The following is a 19,413-nucleotide window of genomic DNA, read 5'->3' on the forward strand; positions in this document are numbered from 1 at the left end:
CTGTCTGCCGCGCGGCTTTATTGAACTTTAAACCCGTTACGGGTAATAGGTGTGATCCCTGCATCAGGATTGCGCATTATGGCCGAAACCGCTTCGGGATCCTCAAGGCAAGCCACCAAAGATCCGATGAGCGAAGCCATTGCGCGGAGCAGAACCGGTCTCGTTGCGGTCGCGGTCGCGAGCGGACTGGTCAACGTGCTCTACCTCACCAGCTCATTCTTCATGCTGCAGGTCTATGATCGGGTCATCCCAAGCCGCAGCATCCCGTCGCTGATCGCGCTCAGCTTGCTGGCATTGATGCTGTATCTATTTCAAGGCGCATTCGAGCTTACCCGCAGCCGCATGCTGACAAGGATTGCCGGCATCATCGATGATACGATGGGGTCGCGGGTTTTCAAGATGATGCTCAAGGCGCCGGTCAAGACGAAGGCGTCGATCGACGGTCTTTCGATCATGAAGGATTTCGACCAGGTCCGTTCGTTTGTCTCGAGCGCGGGGCCGCCGGCCTTTTTCGACCTGCCGTGGCTGCCGTTCTATGTCGCCATCTGTTTTCTGTTTCATCCGGTCATCGGCTATATGGCAGTCGGCGGGGCGCTCATCCTGATGGTGCTCACCTACCTCACCAATCGCAGCACGCAGGTTTCAGCCAAGAAAGTGCACGAACTGACCGGCCAGCGCAGCGCCTTTCTTTCGGCGGCACAACGCAATGCCGAAGTCATTGAGGCCATGGGCATGGCAAACGACTTCTCACGGCAATGGACTGCGACAAACGCCAACTATCGCAGCAGCTATCAGACCAATTCCGATACCTCGAACGGATACCTGTCCGTTACCAAGATTTTTCGCATCGCGCTGCAATCGGCAGTCCTTGCCGTCGGCGCGGTGCTCGTCATCGAAAACCAGGCATCCGGCGGCATCATCATCGCGTCGTCCATCCTTACCTCCCGCGCGCTCGCCCCGGTCGAGCAGGCGATTGCAAACTGGCGCGGCTTCGTTTCGGCCCAGCAGGCCTGGAAACGGTTGCGGCATATGCTCAATGCTCTGCCGGAGGCCGATATGCCTCTGTCGCTGCCCGCACCGAAGCAAAGTCTGGCGGTGGAGAGCCTTTCGAGCGGCCCGGCCGGGCTGCAGAAACTGGTGATTTCCAATGTATCGTTTACGCTTCAGGCCGGCAGCGCTCTCGGCGTGATCGGACCGAGTGCATCCGGCAAATCATCGCTCGTGCGGGCTCTGACGGCCGTCTGGCCGATCTATCGCGGCAGTGTCAGGCTGGATGGCGCAGCGCTCGACCAGTGGAGCGACGAGGACCGTGGTCGCCATCTCGGATATCTTCCGCAGGAGATCGAACTTTTTGCGGGCAGCGTTTCGGACAACATTGCGCGGTTTCGTGAAAACCCTGATGCGGCCGATGTCATTGAGGCGGCAAAGGCTGCAGGCGTCCACGACCTCATCCTGCGCCTGCCGAACGGCTATGATACCGATATTGGCTTGAGCGGTTCCATGCTTTCGGCCGGTCAACGCCAACGCATCGGGCTTGCGCGTGCGTTGTTCGGCAAGCCGTTTCTGGTTGTTCTTGACGAGCCCAATTCCAATCTCGATTCGGAAGGCGAGGTCGCGCTGACGGACGCGATCATCGGCATCCGCAAACGCGGGGGCATCGTGATCGTGGTTGCGCACCGCCCGAGTGCGCTCGCGGCGGTGGATTTCGTGCTGATGATGAAGGACGGTGGTCTTGCGGCCTTTGGTCCCAAGGACGAGGTGCTCTCGAAGGTGCTTCGGCGCGAGAACCAGCCGAACGAGAGAAGTTCGCCGCTCAAGGTCGTCGGGGAAAGCCCGGAACAGATAAGGCAATAGGTCTCAAGATGACAACAGCCGAGCGTTCGCTGAAGCGCCATATCCTGCTCGTATCGACGTTGAGCGTGTTGCTCGTCGGCGGCATCGGCGGCTGGGCACTCAGCACGACATTGTCGAATGCGGTGGTGGCCGAAGGCAGTGTCGTGATCGAGGACAATGCCAAGAAGGTGCAGCACCTGACCGGCGGTATTGTCTCCGAGCTGCTCGTGAAGGAAGGCGCGCATGTCAAAGCTGGGGACGTCCTGCTGCGGCTGGACGGCACGTCGCTCAAATCCAATCTCGGCATTACCAACAGCACGCTGGCACAGCTTTACGCGCGGCGCGCGCGGTTGCAGGCGGAACGCCGCGGTGAGGAGAACTTCACGGTCAAGGAAGCCGAGGCCGCAGGTATCAATTCCCAGACGAACCGCATCCTGATCGAAGGCGAACAGCAGTTCTTCCTCAGCCGTCGCGCCTCGCTCGAAGGTATGAAGAAGCAGCTCGCCGAGCGGAAGAGCCAGCTGGCCGAAGAAATTGAGGGCGCCACACTGCAGATCAAGTCGATCGACGATTCGATCGTGCTGATCGATGAGGAACACACGGCTATCAGCTCGCTCTACGAAAAGCAGCTCGTGACGATGCAGCGTGTCAACACGCTGAAGCGCCAGCGCGCCGAGCTTGACGGCAATCGCGGACGGATGATCGCGACGCGGGCGCAGGCGCATGGCCGCATCAACGAGATCAACCTGCAGATCCTGCAGCTCGACGAAGACAGGCAGACGGAAAACGCGCGTGACCTGACCGATGTCGAGGCAAAGATCGCCGAATCAGAAGAACGCCGTATCGCCATACAGGACCAGCTCGACCGTCTCGACGTTCGCGCACCGCTTGACGGTTACATCTATCAGCTGGCGCTGCACACGGTGGGCGGCGTTGCCAATCCGGGCGAGGCGCTGATGCTGCTGTCGCCGGAGACGCGCAGCCTGACGGTCGAGGCGAAGGTCGCTTTGCGCAGCATCGACCAATTGAGCGTGGGGCAAAGTGTCGACATCCGCTTCAGCGCTTTCGACCAGAAGACCACGCCTGAAGTCCAGGGCAAGATTTCGTCAATCTCGCCCGATTCGGTTGTCGATCAGCGTAGCGGCGCTGCCTCCTATATCGTGCGGATTGCGCCTGATGCAGGCGATATCGCGCGGTTACAGGGCCTGTCGCTCTATCCAGGAATGCCCGCGGAGGTGTTTATCAAGGTCGCCGACCGGTCGGTCATCTCCTATCTGACCAAGCCGATGATGGATCAGATCAACCACACGTTCCGTGACGAGTGAGCGGAAAGCGACCAATAGGCAGCTATTGGCCTCAGGCGCTGACGAGAACGCCGGCTTCCTCGGCAGCAGCGACGAAGGCCGCACGGGCGTCTTCCGGCTTGCGTTTTCCACCATCCACTTCGGCGCACACGATCAGCGCACGGTCGATCAGCGGACCGTCTTCGACAGGCCAGTCCTCGATCATCGCCCAGGCCGCAGCCTGGGTCGTTTCGACTGTCGTTTCGACAGGCGGCTCGCCAATCAGGACGACGACAGGTTTTGACCAAGGGTTGTTCATCATCGGGGGAATTTCACATGATTTGATGCAGGTCGAAGACTACGGAACATCTGAAGTCCATCTTCGCCAGCGTCGAGTTTCACCACATTATCTGGATAAATGGTGAGAGCGCAGGGTGTTCGAACCCTCGACCTACTGATTAAAGGTCGGTCGCCTTACCATTTTCCTGAACTTAGTCGACGCCGCCACCCCCGTCAATCCGGGAAGGATGTCTGTTAAATAATTGATTTGGTTCATCCTTACGAGACAGATGCTCCCCCCCTCGCTCGCTGCCACGACGCGCCAGGTCATATTTACGTCAGGGAAGCTTAACCGTGAGTTTTGAGATTGCGGCTTTGACCTTATGCGTGCCGTCCATCGGGGCCAAGCCCGTGCCGGAGGCGATCGAGTTTAGCCAGTCCGGAAATTGTGGGTTCATCGACGATTACAGTGAATAGGTAACCTGCAATGATCGAGACTGAGATTGCCAAGACTGCAAGCGTCATCAATTCCAGGGGGCCTTCGTGACCGAACTGGAGATAACCAATCGCCCCGAGGCTGTATAGGAGAGGAACGTGAACCAGGTAGAGGCCAAACGAGATCCTCCCGAGAAACATAAGCGGGCGGATTGAAAGAAAGCGGCTTATCGGGACGCTGGCGATGGCGCAATAAACCATCCCGACAGCTGCGAGCGTATGCCAGAATTTGTGCGGCTCGCCCAAAGCGAATGTCATGGGCAAGCTGAGCCCAATCCGATCTCCGAACCCCTTTGTCGAGCTTCCGACGACAATAGCGAATAGGAAGATTGCAAGAGAGCCCGATCCGGTGAGCCGTCCGGCTGCGTGACACTCACGCAGGAGAGCGCCAGCCATGAAAGCTGAATACTCGGGCCGACCCAAGGCGCATGCCGCTACCGCGAGCAGAATGAGCAGCGTAATTCTCGCTTTACCGGAAACGAAAGCATAGATCGCTATGATCGCAACCGATCCGAGCAGTTCGATCTTCATCGTCCACAGAACGTTGTTGAGCAGTGATGAACCTTCGACGAAGACATACAGTCCGCCCTCTAGCGCGGCGTTGAAGAGGTTCGGGAGTCTGTCATGGGCTAAAACGAACGTCATCCAAGGGTGGGTGAGAGCCGCCTGGACGTCTGGTAGCGTGCCTGCCGTAAGCGTCAACAAGGACCAGGCAATGACGGCACTGGCCGCACTCGGCAACGCTAGTCGAAAGTAACGCCGCGCGACGGTGATACTCAGCTTTCTTTTCCGTGACGCCGAAGCGGACGCAACGACGAACCCGGAGAGCACAAAGAACACCGCTACGGCAAAGCCGCCGTTGTAAAAGATACCGAGAGGAGTGTCGGATATCCAGTAAGGCGCAACGCTCTGCTCCGATATCAATCTGGGTTGAAAGGCGCTGAAAAAATGAAACAGCGTCACCGACAAGCAAGCGAAGCCTCTCAACCCATCGAGGCTTCTGAAACGAGGCTGTGGCATCTCTGACCCCGACATGACAACGCTATTGCCTGCTCAATCTCTCGCCCAATCCTTACAGTATATATCAGAGTATGTTCAGAAATAACAAATAGCAACTATAGTCATTTTTATTTTATAGTGCACAGTTTACGATTTAAATTTTATATATTATGACTAACCCTAGTTTTATGGTTTAATATTACGGGTCTTTTGGAGCTTGGGGAGTTATTTATGCGTCGAGTGGTGGCGAAATTTATGATGGCTCCCGCAGCGTTGCTGCATGCTATGGTGGCTTCGCTCACCTTCGGAGTTATTACCTACAGCTATACTGGGCGATGGATCACTGCAGTCGGCTTTGCGATCGCATGCCACGCTCTCATTCAGGTAGGTTACTTCTTGGGCATGGTGTACTTGGTCTTGAGGAAGCGCTAGCTCGACCCGAGTGACGGCGTTATTCCATCATGCCGAGCCGCATGCCAGCAGCACGCTCAAGACATTGATCCGCGGGCTTGGCAGAGGACCCTCGTCACATCTCTTCCTCAGTATTCGGGAGGGTGAATACTCGTAAGATCGAGGTGTGACGGGAGGTCGTTTTATACGGAGACAATCGAGCGAAACGGATTTTTTCGGGTTACGCTGTCGTCAAAGTTTTAGGGTTCAGCGCATTGGCGGTCTCGCTCCAGCGAACTGGGTCCGGAAACTGCGTTAATTTTTTTCGCCTTCTGCGTCACACGGCGGAAATCGAGCGATTTTGCCAGATCTTCGATATGACGGTCAGAAATGTCTGCGATAGCCAAGGCAACTTCGCAGTCCTGCCACCCGGCATCGGCGGATCGCTTTATCAGTTCGTCGAAAGCGGGCGCGAGTGCTTTGCGGCATTTCTCGAGACGTTGTGCTCCAAGCGCAGATGAAGGCGCCAACGGTATCTTATATCGCTGTTCCATTTTAGTCATCCCTACGTTAGATACCATAGGAAACTACACGATTAGAATTTAGTCAATGAGGTTAAATACAATAAAATACAGTGATGCAGATGTATCAAAATCAGACCTGCTTCCTCTCAATTGATAAACTTTTATGATTTCCTAATATTGATAATTCTAGATTTATATATTAGTATATAGTTCAATATACGATAAGTTGTCCTAGTGAACCTTTATGTATAGTGTAAGCTCCGCGGATATTGATTTCCGATCGTAACATTATTCTGATCGGTAGCTGCATAAGCCAGCGAAGTGTCAGGCGGGCACGGCCACTGTGGGACGACGGGATCGTACCGACAGTGCAGATGAATAGACTTCCATAGTCTCCGTCGCAACGCGATCGATTGTCATGTTTTCTATGCGGAACTGACTTCTGGTCTGCCACTCTTGCACCAGGCTGGGTGATTTCACGAGGTCATCGAGTACGGCTGCCAATGCTTCGGGGTTCTTTGGAGGAACGATGATTCCGGCGGCACCGTATTCCAGCAGCTGTGGGATGCCATCCACATCTGTGCCGACCACAGCGCAGCGTGCTTCTCGTGCTTCGGGCAGTACGAGCGGAGCGGGATCTGCATGGGATGGCAGTACAAATATGTCCGCACCCATCATGTATGGAAACGCATCACGAACGGGTCCGATGAAGGTAACAGCATCTTCCTGGGCCGTATCCCTGACAATCGCTTTGTAGGCTTCCTCGTACGGCCCTCCGCCAACGACGTATAGGCGGGCGTCTTTGTACTTCAGCCTCACCGAGCGAAAGGCTTCCAGCAAATCAGGCAATCCCTTTCGCGGATGCAGGCCGCCGACAAACAGAATGCTGGGTCCGGCAAGTGTAACCGACGCGCGGTCACGTGTATCCAACCGGGGAGAGCCGATGGTTCCGTTCAACACGACACACAACTTGCTCGCGGGTACTCCCCGCTTATTCATGGAAACCGCGACGGCCTCACTGACCGCGATCACCCTGTCTCCCAGCTTCATCACGACGGCGCTTTTCTCGAACGCGTTGTGAACCGTGGTGATAATAGGAACGCGCCTTGCCCGGCAGATTCCAACGGCCAGAACGGCACTGGTCATCATATGGGCATGGACGACGTCCGGCCGGAATGTGCCGACATACCGGTTTAGATCGGCGACAGCCCTCATGATCGACACAGGTCGTCTCCGGTGGTTGACGGTGACCGTTTCAATGCCCATGCTGGAAAGCAGATCGTCGAAATCCCCGCCACCGCTCGCGATGGAGACTTCGTGCCCCAGCTTCCGCTGGGCACAAGCCAGGTCAATAGCGGCATGGACATTGCCGTTCAGTTTTTGAGTATGGTTGATGACGTGGAGGATGCGCATGCCAGTCTCCGTTTCAAGGCGCCGAAATTTCAAATCACTCTTTGCCGCTCGTTGTCTGCCTATGGGCAAGAACAGACGTTTCGGCGTCGAGCGTCGAAACCCTGGCTGTAGGCTGGTAATTGAACGCGCCCTGTCGGCCATGGGATTCGACGCCGAATTCGGCCAGCCTTGCGACTCTCGAGAATGCGGCGTCTGCCGCGCCTTTGCTGTAGATCGGGTAAGCGTTATCGAGAACGTGGCTGCCCTCCAGCACGAGATCGCCTGAGAATAGTCCGTTGACGCGGACGTGCTCGCGAAAATCCGCCTCTGCAAGTGTGACCGAGTCGGCGACATGGTTTGCGATGACCTCCACGGCGAAATATTCTCTGCCATTGGCCGTACCGTAGAAGTCCGAGTAAACGGTCAGGCGCTTCCACGCACCGTCGTGCGAAAAATTGTAGATGATCGAGTCATCGAAGCCTCGCTTGCCCGAGAAACTGAAATAGAGGCTGATTAAAGTGATAGTTCCAAGCTGCTGCGCGTTGGACATCGCGCAAATTTCCTCAAGCTTCGGAATAGGAATCGTGGAAATAACCCGCGGCGCCATGATCGCCTTGTCTCTCAGGGTTGCGCAGAAACCTGTCGATGTTTTGTACAGGGAGTAAATCTGGGTCGACAGAGCGAAGGTAGCACCACGCTGTTCCAGTTGCCTGGCGGCCACCTCGTAGAGCGTGGCGAACCCGGCTCGGGGGCGCGCCATCTGTCTGTTGCGCCGGCGAGGCTTTACTCGTCGCCTGAACAACCGCCTGACCTGATTTCGCAGTGATGCGTGCTCGCTAATCCAGAGCATGCGCTTCCGCGCCAGGTCCAGATCAATGTCTTCCGCAGGCACTCCGTAGAACCGCTTCATGTAGGACAGGAGACCCGAGCGCTGCAGAAGATATTCGCCCAACCAGTAGGCGGCAAAATCCTTGGCATTTTTCATCTCCCGCTGTCTCAGTCTTGCGTTGACGAGCGAGGTCAAGATCCTCAGCAGGCCGATTGGTCCGGCGCGGAGCAGGTCGTCTCGGACGGAGATTGGGTAGGCAGTTATCATTCCTTGAGGGTTCAGTCGCCCCCATGTGGGTTTGATAGGCACATAGAGATCGAGCAACTCAGGAAAATGGGCAAGCAGAGGTGAGTCGTCCTGAAAAATCAGGCTGCCGACGTCGAACGTATAGCCGTTCGCAGACCAGTCGATATGGTTGCCACCGAGATGGTCGTATTCGTCGATAACAAGCAGTTTGATGCCGGGAGACTGCTTGAGAAGCACGGATGCAGAAACCAGTCCGGAAATTCCGGCGCCGAGGATCACCGCATCGTACGCTTCCAATTCGACAGGCAGTGGCGGTGAGAAGAGGGCTGCATCAACCATCGAGCGACCATGTGACTGGAGTTTGGCCTAATCGGAATTCTCGGTAAAGAACTTCTGATTTTCTAGGATTTTCGTCGAAACGAAAGCCTACAGATAAAATATTTCCTTAATGTAACTTCTATTTTATGTATATGCAATAATAAAGTTTCAATTCTTGATATATTTGACATTTCTATATTTAAAGACTAAAATCCCGCAATGTGAATGATGGGTACATTTCCCTAGATTTGTTTGATAATATTTGTGGTTAGTCGAATTTGCTTTAGGAGTGCGCATTGTTACAGAGAAATCTGGATTTCGACAGCTCGCTCGTTGGCATAGATCTGATATCTACCGACGTGTTCGACACGCTTCTGCTCAGAAAGGGAAAATCTCAACGGTCCCGAACGGCGGCGGGTGAAGCCATTTTCGCCAGCAGGCTTAGGCTGCGTGGTCGCCCCGTAGATGCGTCCGTTCTGGTTGATGCGAGATTGGCGGCTGAACGATGCGCTTATCGCGCCCTGAACAAGGGCGAGGGCAGCGGGGAGGTCCGCTTGATCGACATCGTACAGCGGCAGCTTTCCATGTTGGGGCTACCGCTGGATCTCGTCGATGAACGGATGGCCATCGAGCTCGAAATCGAGAGAAAAGTTCTTTTCGCCAACGGCGTCCTGGCGATGCGTCTGCGCCGATATCGCAGCATGGGAATTCGTGTCGTCGCAGTGAGCGATACAGGCCTTTCGGGCGTGCAGGTCCAGTCGCTCATCGACCATTTTCACGGGCCTGGCCTGCTCGATCGTATCTATTCCAGTGCCGACGAGAAACTGACGAAACGCCAAGGTGCGCTCTTCGCTGAAGTGCTCAAGAGGGAGGGTGTAGCCGCAAACCGTTCGATTCATATCGGCGACGATTTCGAAGCTGACAAACGTGTGCCTGAGCAAATGGGGTGGAATGCGGTCCATATACCGAAAAGCTCCAGGGCTCGATTGCTGGCGAAGGCAGACGGTGCCGTGACCGAGGTCAGTCGTTGGACGAAAAAAAGGCTGGCGAGCAATTCGGTTTCTCCCGGTGCCGCAAACGATGCCTTCGTTTTTGGTCGCGATGTCTTCGGCCCGATCGTGGCCGAGTTTTGCTTGAGGATCTGGCTGTACTGCGAGCAGGCGAGTGCTTCGTCAGACGCAACGGTTCTTTTCTGCGCCAGGGGCGGTATAGGGATCCGCCACGCCTATGAGAGACTGATCGACCGTCTTTCGCTCCCCTGTTCCGCAAAGAGGGAGAACTTGCTTGTTTCGCGGCTGGTTGCCGCGCGTTCAGCCGTTATCACACGAGACAATGCAGTGCTGGATGAGCTGAGCCGCGAGTTCAGCGGGGACACGTTCGCTGACGTGGCGCGTGCGCTCGCGTCTAGGGAACATGATCTACCCGACACCTGGCGCAGCGACTTTGCGCGAGAGCGTTTCTTTGAACTGCTTGATACCGAACCGGGAACGCGAGTGGTGGGTGACATCGCCTATCAGAACGACTTGTTCAAGCAGCACCTATCCGATATCGGCGCGCTCGGCTCACGGATGATCTTGTGCGACACCGGCCTATACGGAAGCACGCAACGTCTTCTTGCCGCTGGTTTTCCCGACCAGCGATTTGAGACGATCCAATTTGCCCGCAGCAACTACAAGAAATTGAGCGTTCAGCATTTTTCAAGAGTTGCCGGTCTCGTCGTCGAGCAAGACAGCTACAACCTGTTGCAGCCGCGAAGCTCGGTCCTGCGATACTGGCAGTTGGTGGAGAGCCTCTTCGAACCCAGGACGGCTTCGGTGCGCCAGCTTCATGTCGGCTTTGATGGCCGCGTTGCCGGCAATGGTGGTGACATCCGCTACGGTGCGATCGATGCGACCGCCGGCAACCCGCTCCTAGCCGGCGCGATTGACTATATCGACCGGCTCGTGGACGGCACCTCCATTTTTTCGGATGTCGATCGGGCATGGTTCAGGCTCCGCAGAGCGATCACAAATCCGAGCCCGTCGGATATAAGCGTGTTGGGTGTCGGGCCTCGCTCGATCGATTTTGGACGGCCCGAAACGAAGGATGTCGTCGCCGGTGCAACGACCAGCAGCGTCGGGGAAAAAATCGCGCGCATCAAGTCTCAAATGTGGAGGGAGGGGGCGATCGCCCGCGACTTCCCGAGATTGAGGCCGGCCTTGCTCGGTGCTCTGGAGATGACCCACATTATCCGCGGGCTCAATGAGCGCTTCTTGAGATAGACGACCAGCGATGATGATACCCAGCGATTTTCTGTACGAGTGAGGTAGCGCATGCTGGCGACCACGACGTTAAAAGGCGCGAGCTGGCTCGTGTTTTCCCGCTTCATAGGACGCTTCATCGACTTCTTCACGCTTCTCATCCTTGCTCGCATGCTCAGTCCTTCAGAGTTCGGGATTGCGGCTCTTGCGATGGCCCTGGTCATGGTCGTTGACACTGTCCTTGAAGTTCCGGTCACCCAGGCTTTGATCAGGTTACCGACGATCGATAAGTCGCATCTCGACACAGGCTTTACGCTGGCCCTGATGCGCAGCGTGTTCATCGCGGTGGTGGTGATGCTCGTTGCCTGGCCGTATGCGGCATACAATCACAACGAAAATCTTATCGCGCTGGCGAGCGTGCTTGTGATTGGGCCGGCGGCGAAAGGGTTTGCGTCCCCCGCAATGATCTATTTTGCACGCGACATCAACTATCTGCCGACATTCATGCTCGAGACGCTGGGGAAGGTCTGCGCATTCACAGCGGCGACGACCGTGGTGCTGATGGGAGGTTCCTATTGGGCAATCGCCGCTAACTTCGTCGCTTCGGCGGTCGCCGGCACTTTGATATCCTATCTGTTCGCGCCCTATCGGCCCTCGCTGACACTGGTGCGGTTCAGGGACTTTGCTTCGTTCATCGGATGGTTCAGCTCTGCGCAACTCGTGTCAGCACTGAACTGGCAGCTTGATCGCTTCATGCTCGGGGCGTGGGCCAGCAGCACGGTTCTCGGACGCTATTCCGTCGCCAACGACCTGTCGGTTCTGCCGACGCAGACGATCGTCGGTCCTGCTCTCCAGCCGGTGATGGCAGCATTCTCGCGTATCGCGAGCGACCGGCTTCGGTTGCAGAGGGCTTTCCTGAAAGCATCTCGTTTCGCCATGATGATCTCAGTACCGGTGGCAGTGGGTATCTCGTTGACAGCGGACCTCACGACGAGCGTCATGTTGGGCGCCCAATGGAATGAAGCCGCGACGTTCCTTAGCCTTCTTGCACTCGCGATGGTTCCGATACCCTATTTCCAGACACTGTATTCCGTATGCCTGGCGGTCGACCGGCCCCATATCATCCTGCGCCTCAATACTATCGATCTCGCGTTCAGGACTGCCTTCATAACCGTTGGCTATCATTTCCTGGCGGCCGAAGGTGCGGCGCTGGCAAGGGTGGCCTTGTCGTTTACGATGTTCGGGATTTACGTTTTGACGCTTCGCAAGATGCTTGGTTTGCATGTCCGGCAGCAGCTTGCCAATCTTTGGAAGGTGCTGGTTGCTGCTTTCGTCATGACCGTGATCGTGCTGATCCTCAGACGTGAAGTTGACCAGTGGCAGATGATCAGCGTCCTGGAACTCGGGCTCGTGGCTGTCGCCGGTGCGGCGACTTATGTCGGGATGTTGTTCGTACTCGGACTGAGGCTTACGCTTGCCAGCGGGCGTCCCGAGTTCCTGAACCTCTGACTACCTATTCATGGCGGCCTGAATCAGACCGGACAGGGATCTCTGGGAGGCCTTCAGGCGATACTCTACGCAGCGGCGGGCAGGCTTGTTCGGCAGTGTCGCGGCAATGATGAAGAACAAGGACATCGAGAGTTTTGTGCGCCAGGGCTGTCGGCCCCGCAACACCATGACGATCAGCTTCAGCAGGCGTCTAATCGAGACGCGGCTGCCGTTCGCGATGTCCAGATAGACGCTCCGCTCCAAGACATAGAACGTTTTCGTCGCGTCGATAAGCTTCTTGTCGAGTCCGAGAGGCTTCAGGATTTGCTGCAACTGCGCCAGCCTGGCTTCGAAACGAGTGATGTCGAACTGCAGCGCCTTGGCATCAAGAGCCCTGTTGAAGTTCGTGAAGTTGCGGCCGTGAACGCGGTACAGACCAAGTTCCTCGGAAAGGCTAACGACCTCGCCGAAGAAAGGAGCTGCGAACAGCATTATGCCGTCAACAGCGCGGTCATAGTCGGCCGCTTCGAGAAAAGAACACAAGTTGCGCCGAAACACATTCCCCGAAGTCGGTGGTGTCTGGTAGACGCCGGTCCTGAGAATGCTTTGACCAAGGGTGTTGCTGCGGAAGCTTTTGAGCGGCGGCATTGCCTTGCTGATGACATTGCCATCACCATCAATCCGCAGGAGCGGAAATTGCAGTTTCGAGACGTTGTCGTCGAGGTGAGCCAGAACAGTTTCGACGCAGTGAGGAAGTAGTTCGTCGTCGGCATCCAGGAAAAGGATGAACGGGGCGGTTGTCTGCTCGACACCGAAAATGCAAGCTTTCCTCTGGCCGCCGTTCGCCAGCCTGTAAGCGCGGACTCCGTATTTCTGTATCGCGTCCCACGAGCCATCCGTCGATCCGTCGTCGATGACGACCAACTCGTAGTCCTGGCGCGTCTGCCGCAGGACGCTGTCGATCGCGCGCCCGACATACTCCTGGTAGTTGTAACAGGTTATCACGATAGAAATCGAGGGCGAGATCGAGGGGGTGGATACCTGCATCTCGTCAGGCCTTTGCCAGGTTCAACACGGTCGCAACCGTCATCACGCCTGCCCGCCGCATGTTCTGGACTGCGTCTTTCACCTCGTCGACCCGGGATCGACCGGCTGTGGCAACCACGAGCGTAACGTCGGCGTGGTAGGCGAGCGCAAGCGCATCCAGAGAGCCGTGCAGGTTTGGCAGATCGAGAACGACATCGCCCTTCATGCGCGCGTCTTCGATGATGCGGACGACGGCCGGGGAACGGAAGTCGGCGAAAAGGTTGGCCCGCCTGTCGTCAGAAAGGATACGCATCGTATCCAGACCGTCCAGGTTCCGAAACTCGACCTTCTGTGTTGGTAGGTTTCGCGCAGCCGCGTCCGCAAGCGACAATGGAGCTGTGCTTCTGTCCTCTGCCTTTTTCGCGGTTCGATGATCCAAGGCGGGAATCCCCGAATGGAAAAGTGTCACATGACGTCCTCCCCGGTGGATCATCTGCGCTAGACTGAGTCCCAGCTCGGAAACCCCACGGCCTGGCCGCGTTCCGGCAAGAGCGATCACCATGTTTCCTTCGCGGCGCCGTGCTGCACACGCTATGTCGATTGCCGTGCGAAGATCACGGATGGCGTTGGCATATCTGAACGATTTACGGTTCAGACTGCGCCAGGGTATGTCCTTCAGTCCGCTGGGGGCTGGAACCGTCGCGAGGCATGGCACCTGTGTTTCGGCGATCAACGTTTTAGCGCTTCGCACCTTCCGATCGAAGGCGATGCCAAAACCGATCGTTAGCAGGCCGCCGACGAGACCCAGAAGGCCGCCGAGAGCGGTGATCAAGGTCGTCCTTGGGCTGGAGGGCGCTAGGGGCGGCAGGGCGGCGCCGATGATACGGGCGTCCGCGTCCGGAGTCGGACCATTCGGTAGGGTGCCATTCTGCATGGCCTTGCTCGCAGTCTCCACCTGCATGGCGAGGGAATCGATACGTCCCTGAAGAGCCTCAGGGCTAACCTTCGCCATCTGGTATTTCGATGAAACCGATTGCAGGAGATAGCCGGATACAGCAGCATTGGCGACCCGGGCGGGCAGAGCAGGATCCGACGACCGATATTCAATTTCGATCACGTAGGAGGATCCTACCCTTCGCGCGTCGAGCCGGTGCGTGAATCCAGAAAACGCAGCGCGTTTTTCGGCAGATTCTCCACGCTCAATCGCATCGGGGGCGGCCCGATCCATCTTGCCGCGATCTGCCACGGTTTCGGACCCTGAGAAGGATCCGAGCACGGAGGCTCCGAAGTCGACAATGGAAGACAGTTGCCCGGGTGGCTGCGGAGCAAGCTCGGGAACAGACTGGAGATTGAGGCTATTGAAGATCGTTGACAACAAACGTTCAGAACGAATGATCTGCAGTTCGCTATCTGCCCGGTTCAAGTCAAGATCCCGCCTCGCAACCGCGTCCGGACCAGACAGGGAAAGCGGCCCCGGTTCCAGGAGGATGGTGGCAGTAGCGTCGTAGATACGGGGCAATGAGTGCGCATACAGTCCCGCAACGAGAATGCCCGCGGCGAAGGACGTGGCAATCCTGAGTTTGTGTTCCCATGCGATATCGCTCGCCAGCCGCAGGAGTGCAAGCGGTCCATCAGGATCTTGGGGCAGCTGGACCGGTTCGTCCTCTATACGCCACAGCCGAGAAGATCGGGGAGGAGGACCGGGAATGTTGAAGGTCATGCGTTCACCCCTGACTGAAGAACCGGTTTATTCACGAATAAAAACGCTGCGCGTTCCGGCTGCAGGCGTCCGCGGACGATGTCCATAATCGCGACGAGATTGCCGACAGCGCGTCCACGCCTGTCGATAAAGGGTTCTGGCCGCGCTGCGCGTACGAGATTGATCGCCATGTTGCAGGCAACATGGGTGATGACCTCTCTGGGTTTCATCGTGCCCTTGCTCAGCATGTAAAGCGGATTGACGACCTGCGAATAGCCAAGTCGCCGGCCACTGACGCGACCGCTCTTCACGCCCATGTGGGCACCGATCGCATCGTCGGACTTCACCAGGCGGCCGCCGGCTTTCGATAGCGCCGCCGCGAAGTCCCGGTCCTCGAGCCACCCGTAGAGCACAAGCCGTTCGTCGAACCGCAGCGGACCAATCGCACTGATCCGGAAGGCCATGTTGCACCCATACGGGCTGAACGGTTCCTGCCACGAACCGACGCCGCGGCGCGCGTTGGCGACAGCCGTCACCGCCTCGTCGAACGTTATCCCCGGGCCGCGGATACCGTCTGCAACAACGCGCCCGGTAAACCCGACAACCTGGCTTTCGTCCCTGAATGCCTGTCCCGCACTTGCGATCCAGTCTCGATGGGCGACAAAGTCGTCGTCGAAGAACACGACTAGCTCGGCTTCACCGGACAGAGCGGCCAACGCGGTATTCCGTTGCGCCGCCAGCCCAGCCGGTCCGGTCAGGACTTTCACACGATGGTCGTCGACGAGACTGCCCGCGTCCGATTTCTCGACGCAGGAAACGATCAGTTCCAACGGCTTCTGGCTTTGGTTGTCCAACAGGTGCTTGACTGTCTGCTCCACGATGCTGGGCCTGCCGCGCGTCGCGATGACTACGCTGGTTCGCGTGGGCGTGGTCGGAACTGGCGACTTTCGGCAGGGCGCTGGCATGTGCTCCATCAGCTGGAGATACTGGCTTGCGGTTTCTCGCCATGTGAACTTCTGGATCTGATCACGGCCGCGACCGATCAGATCTGCGCGCAGTTGCTGCGAGCCCTGCAGGGTCTTGATATGATCGAGCCACTGACGAGCGACCCGGGGTGAGGCGAGCAGAGCCGCATCGCCGCATACTTCGGGCATGCTTGCGCAGTCCGAGGATATCACCGGGCACCCTCGCGCCATCGCTTCGACGATCGGCAGCCCGAAGCCTTCTGCCAGAGATGGAAACGCAAGGCAGAGCGCGTGTTCGAGAAGGTAGGCCAGATCGTCATCCGCCAACCGGCCAGGCCAGTGGACGTTCGGACGGCTCTGCTGGTCGCTGAGTGCAAATATTCCGGCGTCCCCGCCGACGACGACAATGTCGATCCCAAGCCGATCAAGAGCCTCGGCCATCTCGATCAGGAGGATAAGGTTCTTGTGACGCGCCTGCGAACCGATCGCCACAATGAACGCACGCCCGCGACTGGCTATTCGAGACTCAACGAGGAGAGGTGCGGTATTTGCGAGAGCCGAGTTCCACGCAAGGGCATGCTCATGCCCATTGGAAAGAATGGCGATGTCTTTGGCTTCAATCGGGAGATGGCGCGCCAGCTGACGCGCTGCGGCGTGAGATACGGTCACGATACGCGCGGACCGCTGAACGAGCACCGGCTGAAGCCGACTATAGAGTTCGCGAAAGCTCCGGCTGTAGCTGTCAGGAGCCGAGAATATGTTCGCGTCGTGAATGCACACAACCTGGTCGGCTTTCAACGCAGGCGCCGTATTGCAGAGGTTCAAAAGCGGGCCTCTATAGCGGGCAGGCAGCGTTGTCTGTTCCCACAGGTGGCCGCTGAGAGGCCCGAAGCGCGACGTCTTGATCCGTTCCAGCTCTGGATCGTGCGCGTCATTCGGAGCGACAAGCCGAATGGTTTTGTTTGCTGGAACCTGAGCATCAATCGCGCGGACGACGTTCATCGCGTAACGCTGTACGCCGGTCGCATTATGGGTCAGAAATCGGCCGTTGATGGCAAACGAGGACTGCTGCATTGCAGCTCCTTGCTGGTTTCGAGGACTGTGTGTCAGCGAACGAACGCCGCTCGTGACGGTGCGCTCACCGCGATCAAGGGAGGCTCTGCATCGGACGGTGGAATATCGTCGATATCCGTCAGTGCGGCTTAGTAACTTCCGCGTGCCTTTAGAACAGCCGGCACGGTCTTTGCAATGATGACGATGTCGCCCCAAAGGCTGCGCTGCTCGACGTAGCGCACATCGAGCTCGACACGCGCGCTGAAAGCAAGGCTGCTTCGGCCGCTGATCTGCCAAAGCCCTGTCAGGCCGGGCCGAACCCGGATGTAATGGTTGAAGTAATGACCGAACAGTTCGGCCTCGCTGCGCACGATCGGGCGAGGACCCACCAGGCTCATCTGCCCCCTTAGCACATTGAACAACTGCGGTACTTCATCGACGCTGCTTTGACGTAGCCACGCACCGAAAGGTGTAATACGCGGGTCGTCCCTGAGCTTGCGGGTGGTGTTCCATTCGAGCCGGGCCTGAGCGTTTTCGGCCAGATGGCGCGCCAGAACCTCATCGCCGTTGTTCACCATGGAACGAAACTTCAGGCACGGAAACATGACTCCGTTTTGGCCAATTCGTCGATGCGCGATGAAAATCGGTCGCCCCTGCAGAACGAGGAGGATGATCGCCACCATCACGAGAAGCGGGGCAAAGCCTATCAAGGCGATCGAAGCGATCATGACGTCGAGGGCGTATTTCAAACCCGAGGACATTGGATGCGTTGCTTCGTCTTCCGAAGTTGCAGCCATGTTGCCGAGGCGCGAGGGAGAAGAAAGACCCCGGCTCATCCTCGCGCCGATCTGGGCGTCATCCATATGTATCTCCTTATCGACTCTACTAATAGCGATCTAACCCAATTGCGGAATACATACTAAAGTTAACAATTAGTATACTGTTTGACAACACTTTTGTTATGAGCCAATATAAAAAATGTAAATAGCAAATCTGTAATCTATTTCGCGTAATAGTATATATCTATAAGTATTAATAAATATATCTATGCTTGTGAGATTCGTAATCGTATTTGCAGTGCTCAATAGAATGGAAGGTTTCATAGTATGCGCGTTGCGATCATTCACTATTGGCTTGTTGGGATGCGCGGGGGAGAAAAGGTCCTTGAGGCCCTTTGCAAGATCTATCCCGAGGCGGACATCTACACGCACGTGTATGATAGATCTGCTGTCTCCGTCGCTCTCAATGCTCGCACAATCAAAACGACGTTTATCAATGATCTTCCCTATGCGAAGAAATTGTACAAGAAGTACCTTCCGCTGATGCCGATGGCTTTGGAGCAGCTGGATCTGAGCAAGTACGACTTGGTCATCAGCAGCGAATCCGGGCCATCCAAGGGGATTGTTCCGAATTCATCGGCGCATCACATCTGCTATTGCCACTCGCCTATGCGATACATCTGGAACATGTATAACCAGTACTATTCCGGATCTGGATACTTATCCCGAATGCTGATGCCGCCCTTTGCGCATTATCTGAGAGCCTGGGACGTCGGTACATCCAGCCGGGTTGATAGTTTTGTTGCGAATTCCGCCACGGTTGCGCAACGGATCGAGCGTTATTATCGCAGGGACGCCCAGATCATCCATCCGCCGGTAGACACAGACGCCTTCCAGCCGGTGGGAGCCGATGAGGTTGGCAGCAATTACTTGATGGTCGGCGAACTCGTCGCCTACAAACGACCCGATCTTGCAGTCGAAGCCTGCAATCGGATGAAGGCCGAACTCGTCGTTATCGGCGGAGGGGAAATGCTCGGACACCTGCGCAAAATCGCTGGTCCTACCGTGAAAATTCTTGGCCCCCAGCCCTTCGATGTCCTCAAATACCATTACGCCCGCTGCAGGGCCCTCCTATTCCCCGGTGAAGAGGATTTTGGCATCGTCCCCCTCGAGGCGATGGCAAGCGGGCGACCCGTCATTGCCTTCGGGCGGGGAGGTGCGACAGAGACAGTGATCGAAGGCCGAACTGGCACGTTCTTCGACGAGCAGTCGATCGATGCGGTTACCAATGCGATCGAGCGATTTGAGGTGATGGATTTCGATCCGGCTCATGCTGTCGCGCGGGCAGGGGAATTCAAGACCCAGGCGTTCATCGACAAGTTCTCGGATTTCGCCGCGTGTTCGCTTGCGAGAAGCGTTCCAGGCCCTGCCGAGCGCCCCCGACCGGCGCCGGTGCTGGTTCGTACTCTCGAAGGGGTCTGAGAGCAAAAACGTCTTTTACGGTTCCGAAAAAGTGGCCAGATCGCGAACACTCCGGTCCCTGATTGGTCCGCTCGACGGAAATGCAAGTCAATG

14 protein-coding genes are annotated in these 19,413 nt (G+C 56.9%); 5 read left to right on the forward strand and 9 right to left on the reverse strand.

The annotated features are described in order from the left end of the window. Positions 1-78: 78 nt before the first annotated feature. Together ACQY1L_RS06450 and ACQY1L_RS06455 are read left to right on the forward strand one after the other, a co-directional pair. Positions 79-1,854, forward strand: coding sequence for a type I secretion system permease/ATPase (locus ACQY1L_RS06450; protein WP_430243400.1), 1,776 nt, complete (start codon positions 79-81; stop codon positions 1,852-1,854). Between the two features lie 8 nt (positions 1,855-1,862). Continuing rightward, positions 1,863-3,158 carry an HlyD family type I secretion periplasmic adaptor subunit gene (locus ACQY1L_RS06455; RefSeq protein ID WP_062580782.1) on the forward strand — a complete coding sequence of 432 codons (1,296 nt, stop codon included), beginning with the start codon at positions 1,863-1,865 and terminating at the stop codon, positions 3,156-3,158. A 31-nt stretch (positions 3,159-3,189) separates the two neighbouring features. On the opposite strand, the gene ACQY1L_RS06460 is transcribed toward ACQY1L_RS06455, so the two are convergent. The 5 genes from ACQY1L_RS06460 to ACQY1L_RS06480 all read right to left on the reverse strand — a co-directional run bounded on the left by ACQY1L_RS06460 (position 3,190) and on the right by ACQY1L_RS06480 (position 8,609). Continuing rightward, a complete protein-coding gene (locus tag ACQY1L_RS06460) occupies positions 3,190-3,435 on the reverse strand; it encodes a DUF982 domain-containing protein (protein ID WP_062458038.1) in 246 nt (81 codons plus the stop codon). 341 nt (positions 3,436-3,776) lie between these two features. Beyond that, a complete protein-coding gene (locus ACQY1L_RS06465; RefSeq protein ID WP_430243402.1) occupies positions 3,777-4,925 on the reverse strand; it encodes an acyltransferase family protein in 1,149 nt (382 codons plus the stop codon). A gap of 614 nt (positions 4,926-5,539) precedes the next feature. Further along, the gene (locus ACQY1L_RS06470; RefSeq protein WP_430243404.1) at positions 5,540-5,842 is read right to left on the reverse strand and encodes a hypothetical protein; all 303 of its coding nucleotides are present in this window, start codon (positions 5,840-5,842) and stop codon (positions 5,540-5,542) included. A gap of 285 nt (positions 5,843-6,127) precedes the next feature. Beyond that, complete coding sequence (locus ACQY1L_RS06475; protein ID WP_430243406.1) at positions 6,128-7,216, reverse strand: glycosyltransferase family 4 protein; 1,089 nt, start codon at positions 7,214-7,216, stop codon at positions 6,128-6,130. Positions 7,217-7,250: 34 nt separating this feature from the next. Then, the gene (locus ACQY1L_RS06480) at positions 7,251-8,609 is read right to left on the reverse strand and encodes an NAD(P)-binding protein (RefSeq protein WP_430243408.1); all 1,359 of its coding nucleotides are present in this window, start codon (positions 8,607-8,609) and stop codon (positions 7,251-7,253) included. A gap of 275 nt (positions 8,610-8,884) precedes the next feature. On the opposite strand from ACQY1L_RS06480, the gene ACQY1L_RS06485 reads away from it, so the two are divergent. Both ACQY1L_RS06485 and ACQY1L_RS06490 read left to right on the forward strand, forming a co-directional pair. Then, entirely contained in the window at positions 8,885-10,849 is a 1,965-nt protein-coding gene (locus tag ACQY1L_RS06485; protein ID WP_430243410.1) for a hydrolase, read from the forward strand. A gap of 51 nt (positions 10,850-10,900) precedes the next feature. Further along, a complete protein-coding gene (locus ACQY1L_RS06490) occupies positions 10,901-12,337 on the forward strand; it encodes an oligosaccharide flippase family protein (RefSeq protein WP_430243412.1) in 1,437 nt (478 codons plus the stop codon). Here the strand turns inward: ACQY1L_RS06490 and ACQY1L_RS06495 are convergent, their stop codons facing one another. The 4 genes from ACQY1L_RS06495 to ACQY1L_RS06510 form a co-directional block, all read right to left on the reverse strand. Next, complete coding sequence (locus ACQY1L_RS06495; RefSeq protein ID WP_430243414.1) at positions 12,338-13,363, reverse strand: glycosyltransferase family 2 protein; 1,026 nt, start codon at positions 13,361-13,363, stop codon at positions 12,338-12,340. Between the two features lie 4 nt (positions 13,364-13,367). Beyond that, positions 13,368-15,062 carry an exopolysaccharide biosynthesis protein gene (locus ACQY1L_RS06500; RefSeq protein WP_430243416.1) on the reverse strand — a complete coding sequence of 565 codons (1,695 nt, stop codon included), beginning with the start codon at positions 15,060-15,062 and terminating at the stop codon, positions 13,368-13,370. Further along, the gene (locus tag ACQY1L_RS06505; RefSeq protein WP_430243418.1) at positions 15,059-17,080 is read right to left on the reverse strand and encodes a glycosyltransferase; all 2,022 of its coding nucleotides are present in this window, start codon (positions 17,078-17,080) and stop codon (positions 15,059-15,061) included. The genes ACQY1L_RS06500 and ACQY1L_RS06505 overlap by 4 nt, the downstream gene beginning before the upstream one ends. A 128-nt stretch (positions 17,081-17,208) precedes the next feature. After that, positions 17,209-17,856: a sugar transferase gene (locus tag ACQY1L_RS06510; RefSeq protein WP_430243853.1), complete on the reverse strand. Its 648-nt coding sequence runs from the start codon at positions 17,854-17,856 to the stop codon at positions 17,209-17,211. A gap of 309 nt (positions 17,857-18,165) precedes the next feature. Here ACQY1L_RS06510 and ACQY1L_RS06515 point away from each other — a divergent pair, with 309 nt between their 5' ends. Next, complete coding sequence (locus ACQY1L_RS06515; RefSeq protein ID WP_430243420.1) at positions 18,166-19,320, forward strand: glycosyltransferase; 1,155 nt, start codon at positions 18,166-18,168, stop codon at positions 19,318-19,320. Positions 19,321-19,413: the final 93 nt, after the last annotated feature.

It is taken from the genome of Neorhizobium sp. DAR64862/K0K3, assembly GCF_050500185.1.
GTDB classification, from domain to species: domain Bacteria; phylum Pseudomonadota; class Alphaproteobacteria; order Rhizobiales; family Rhizobiaceae; genus Neorhizobium; species Neorhizobium soli.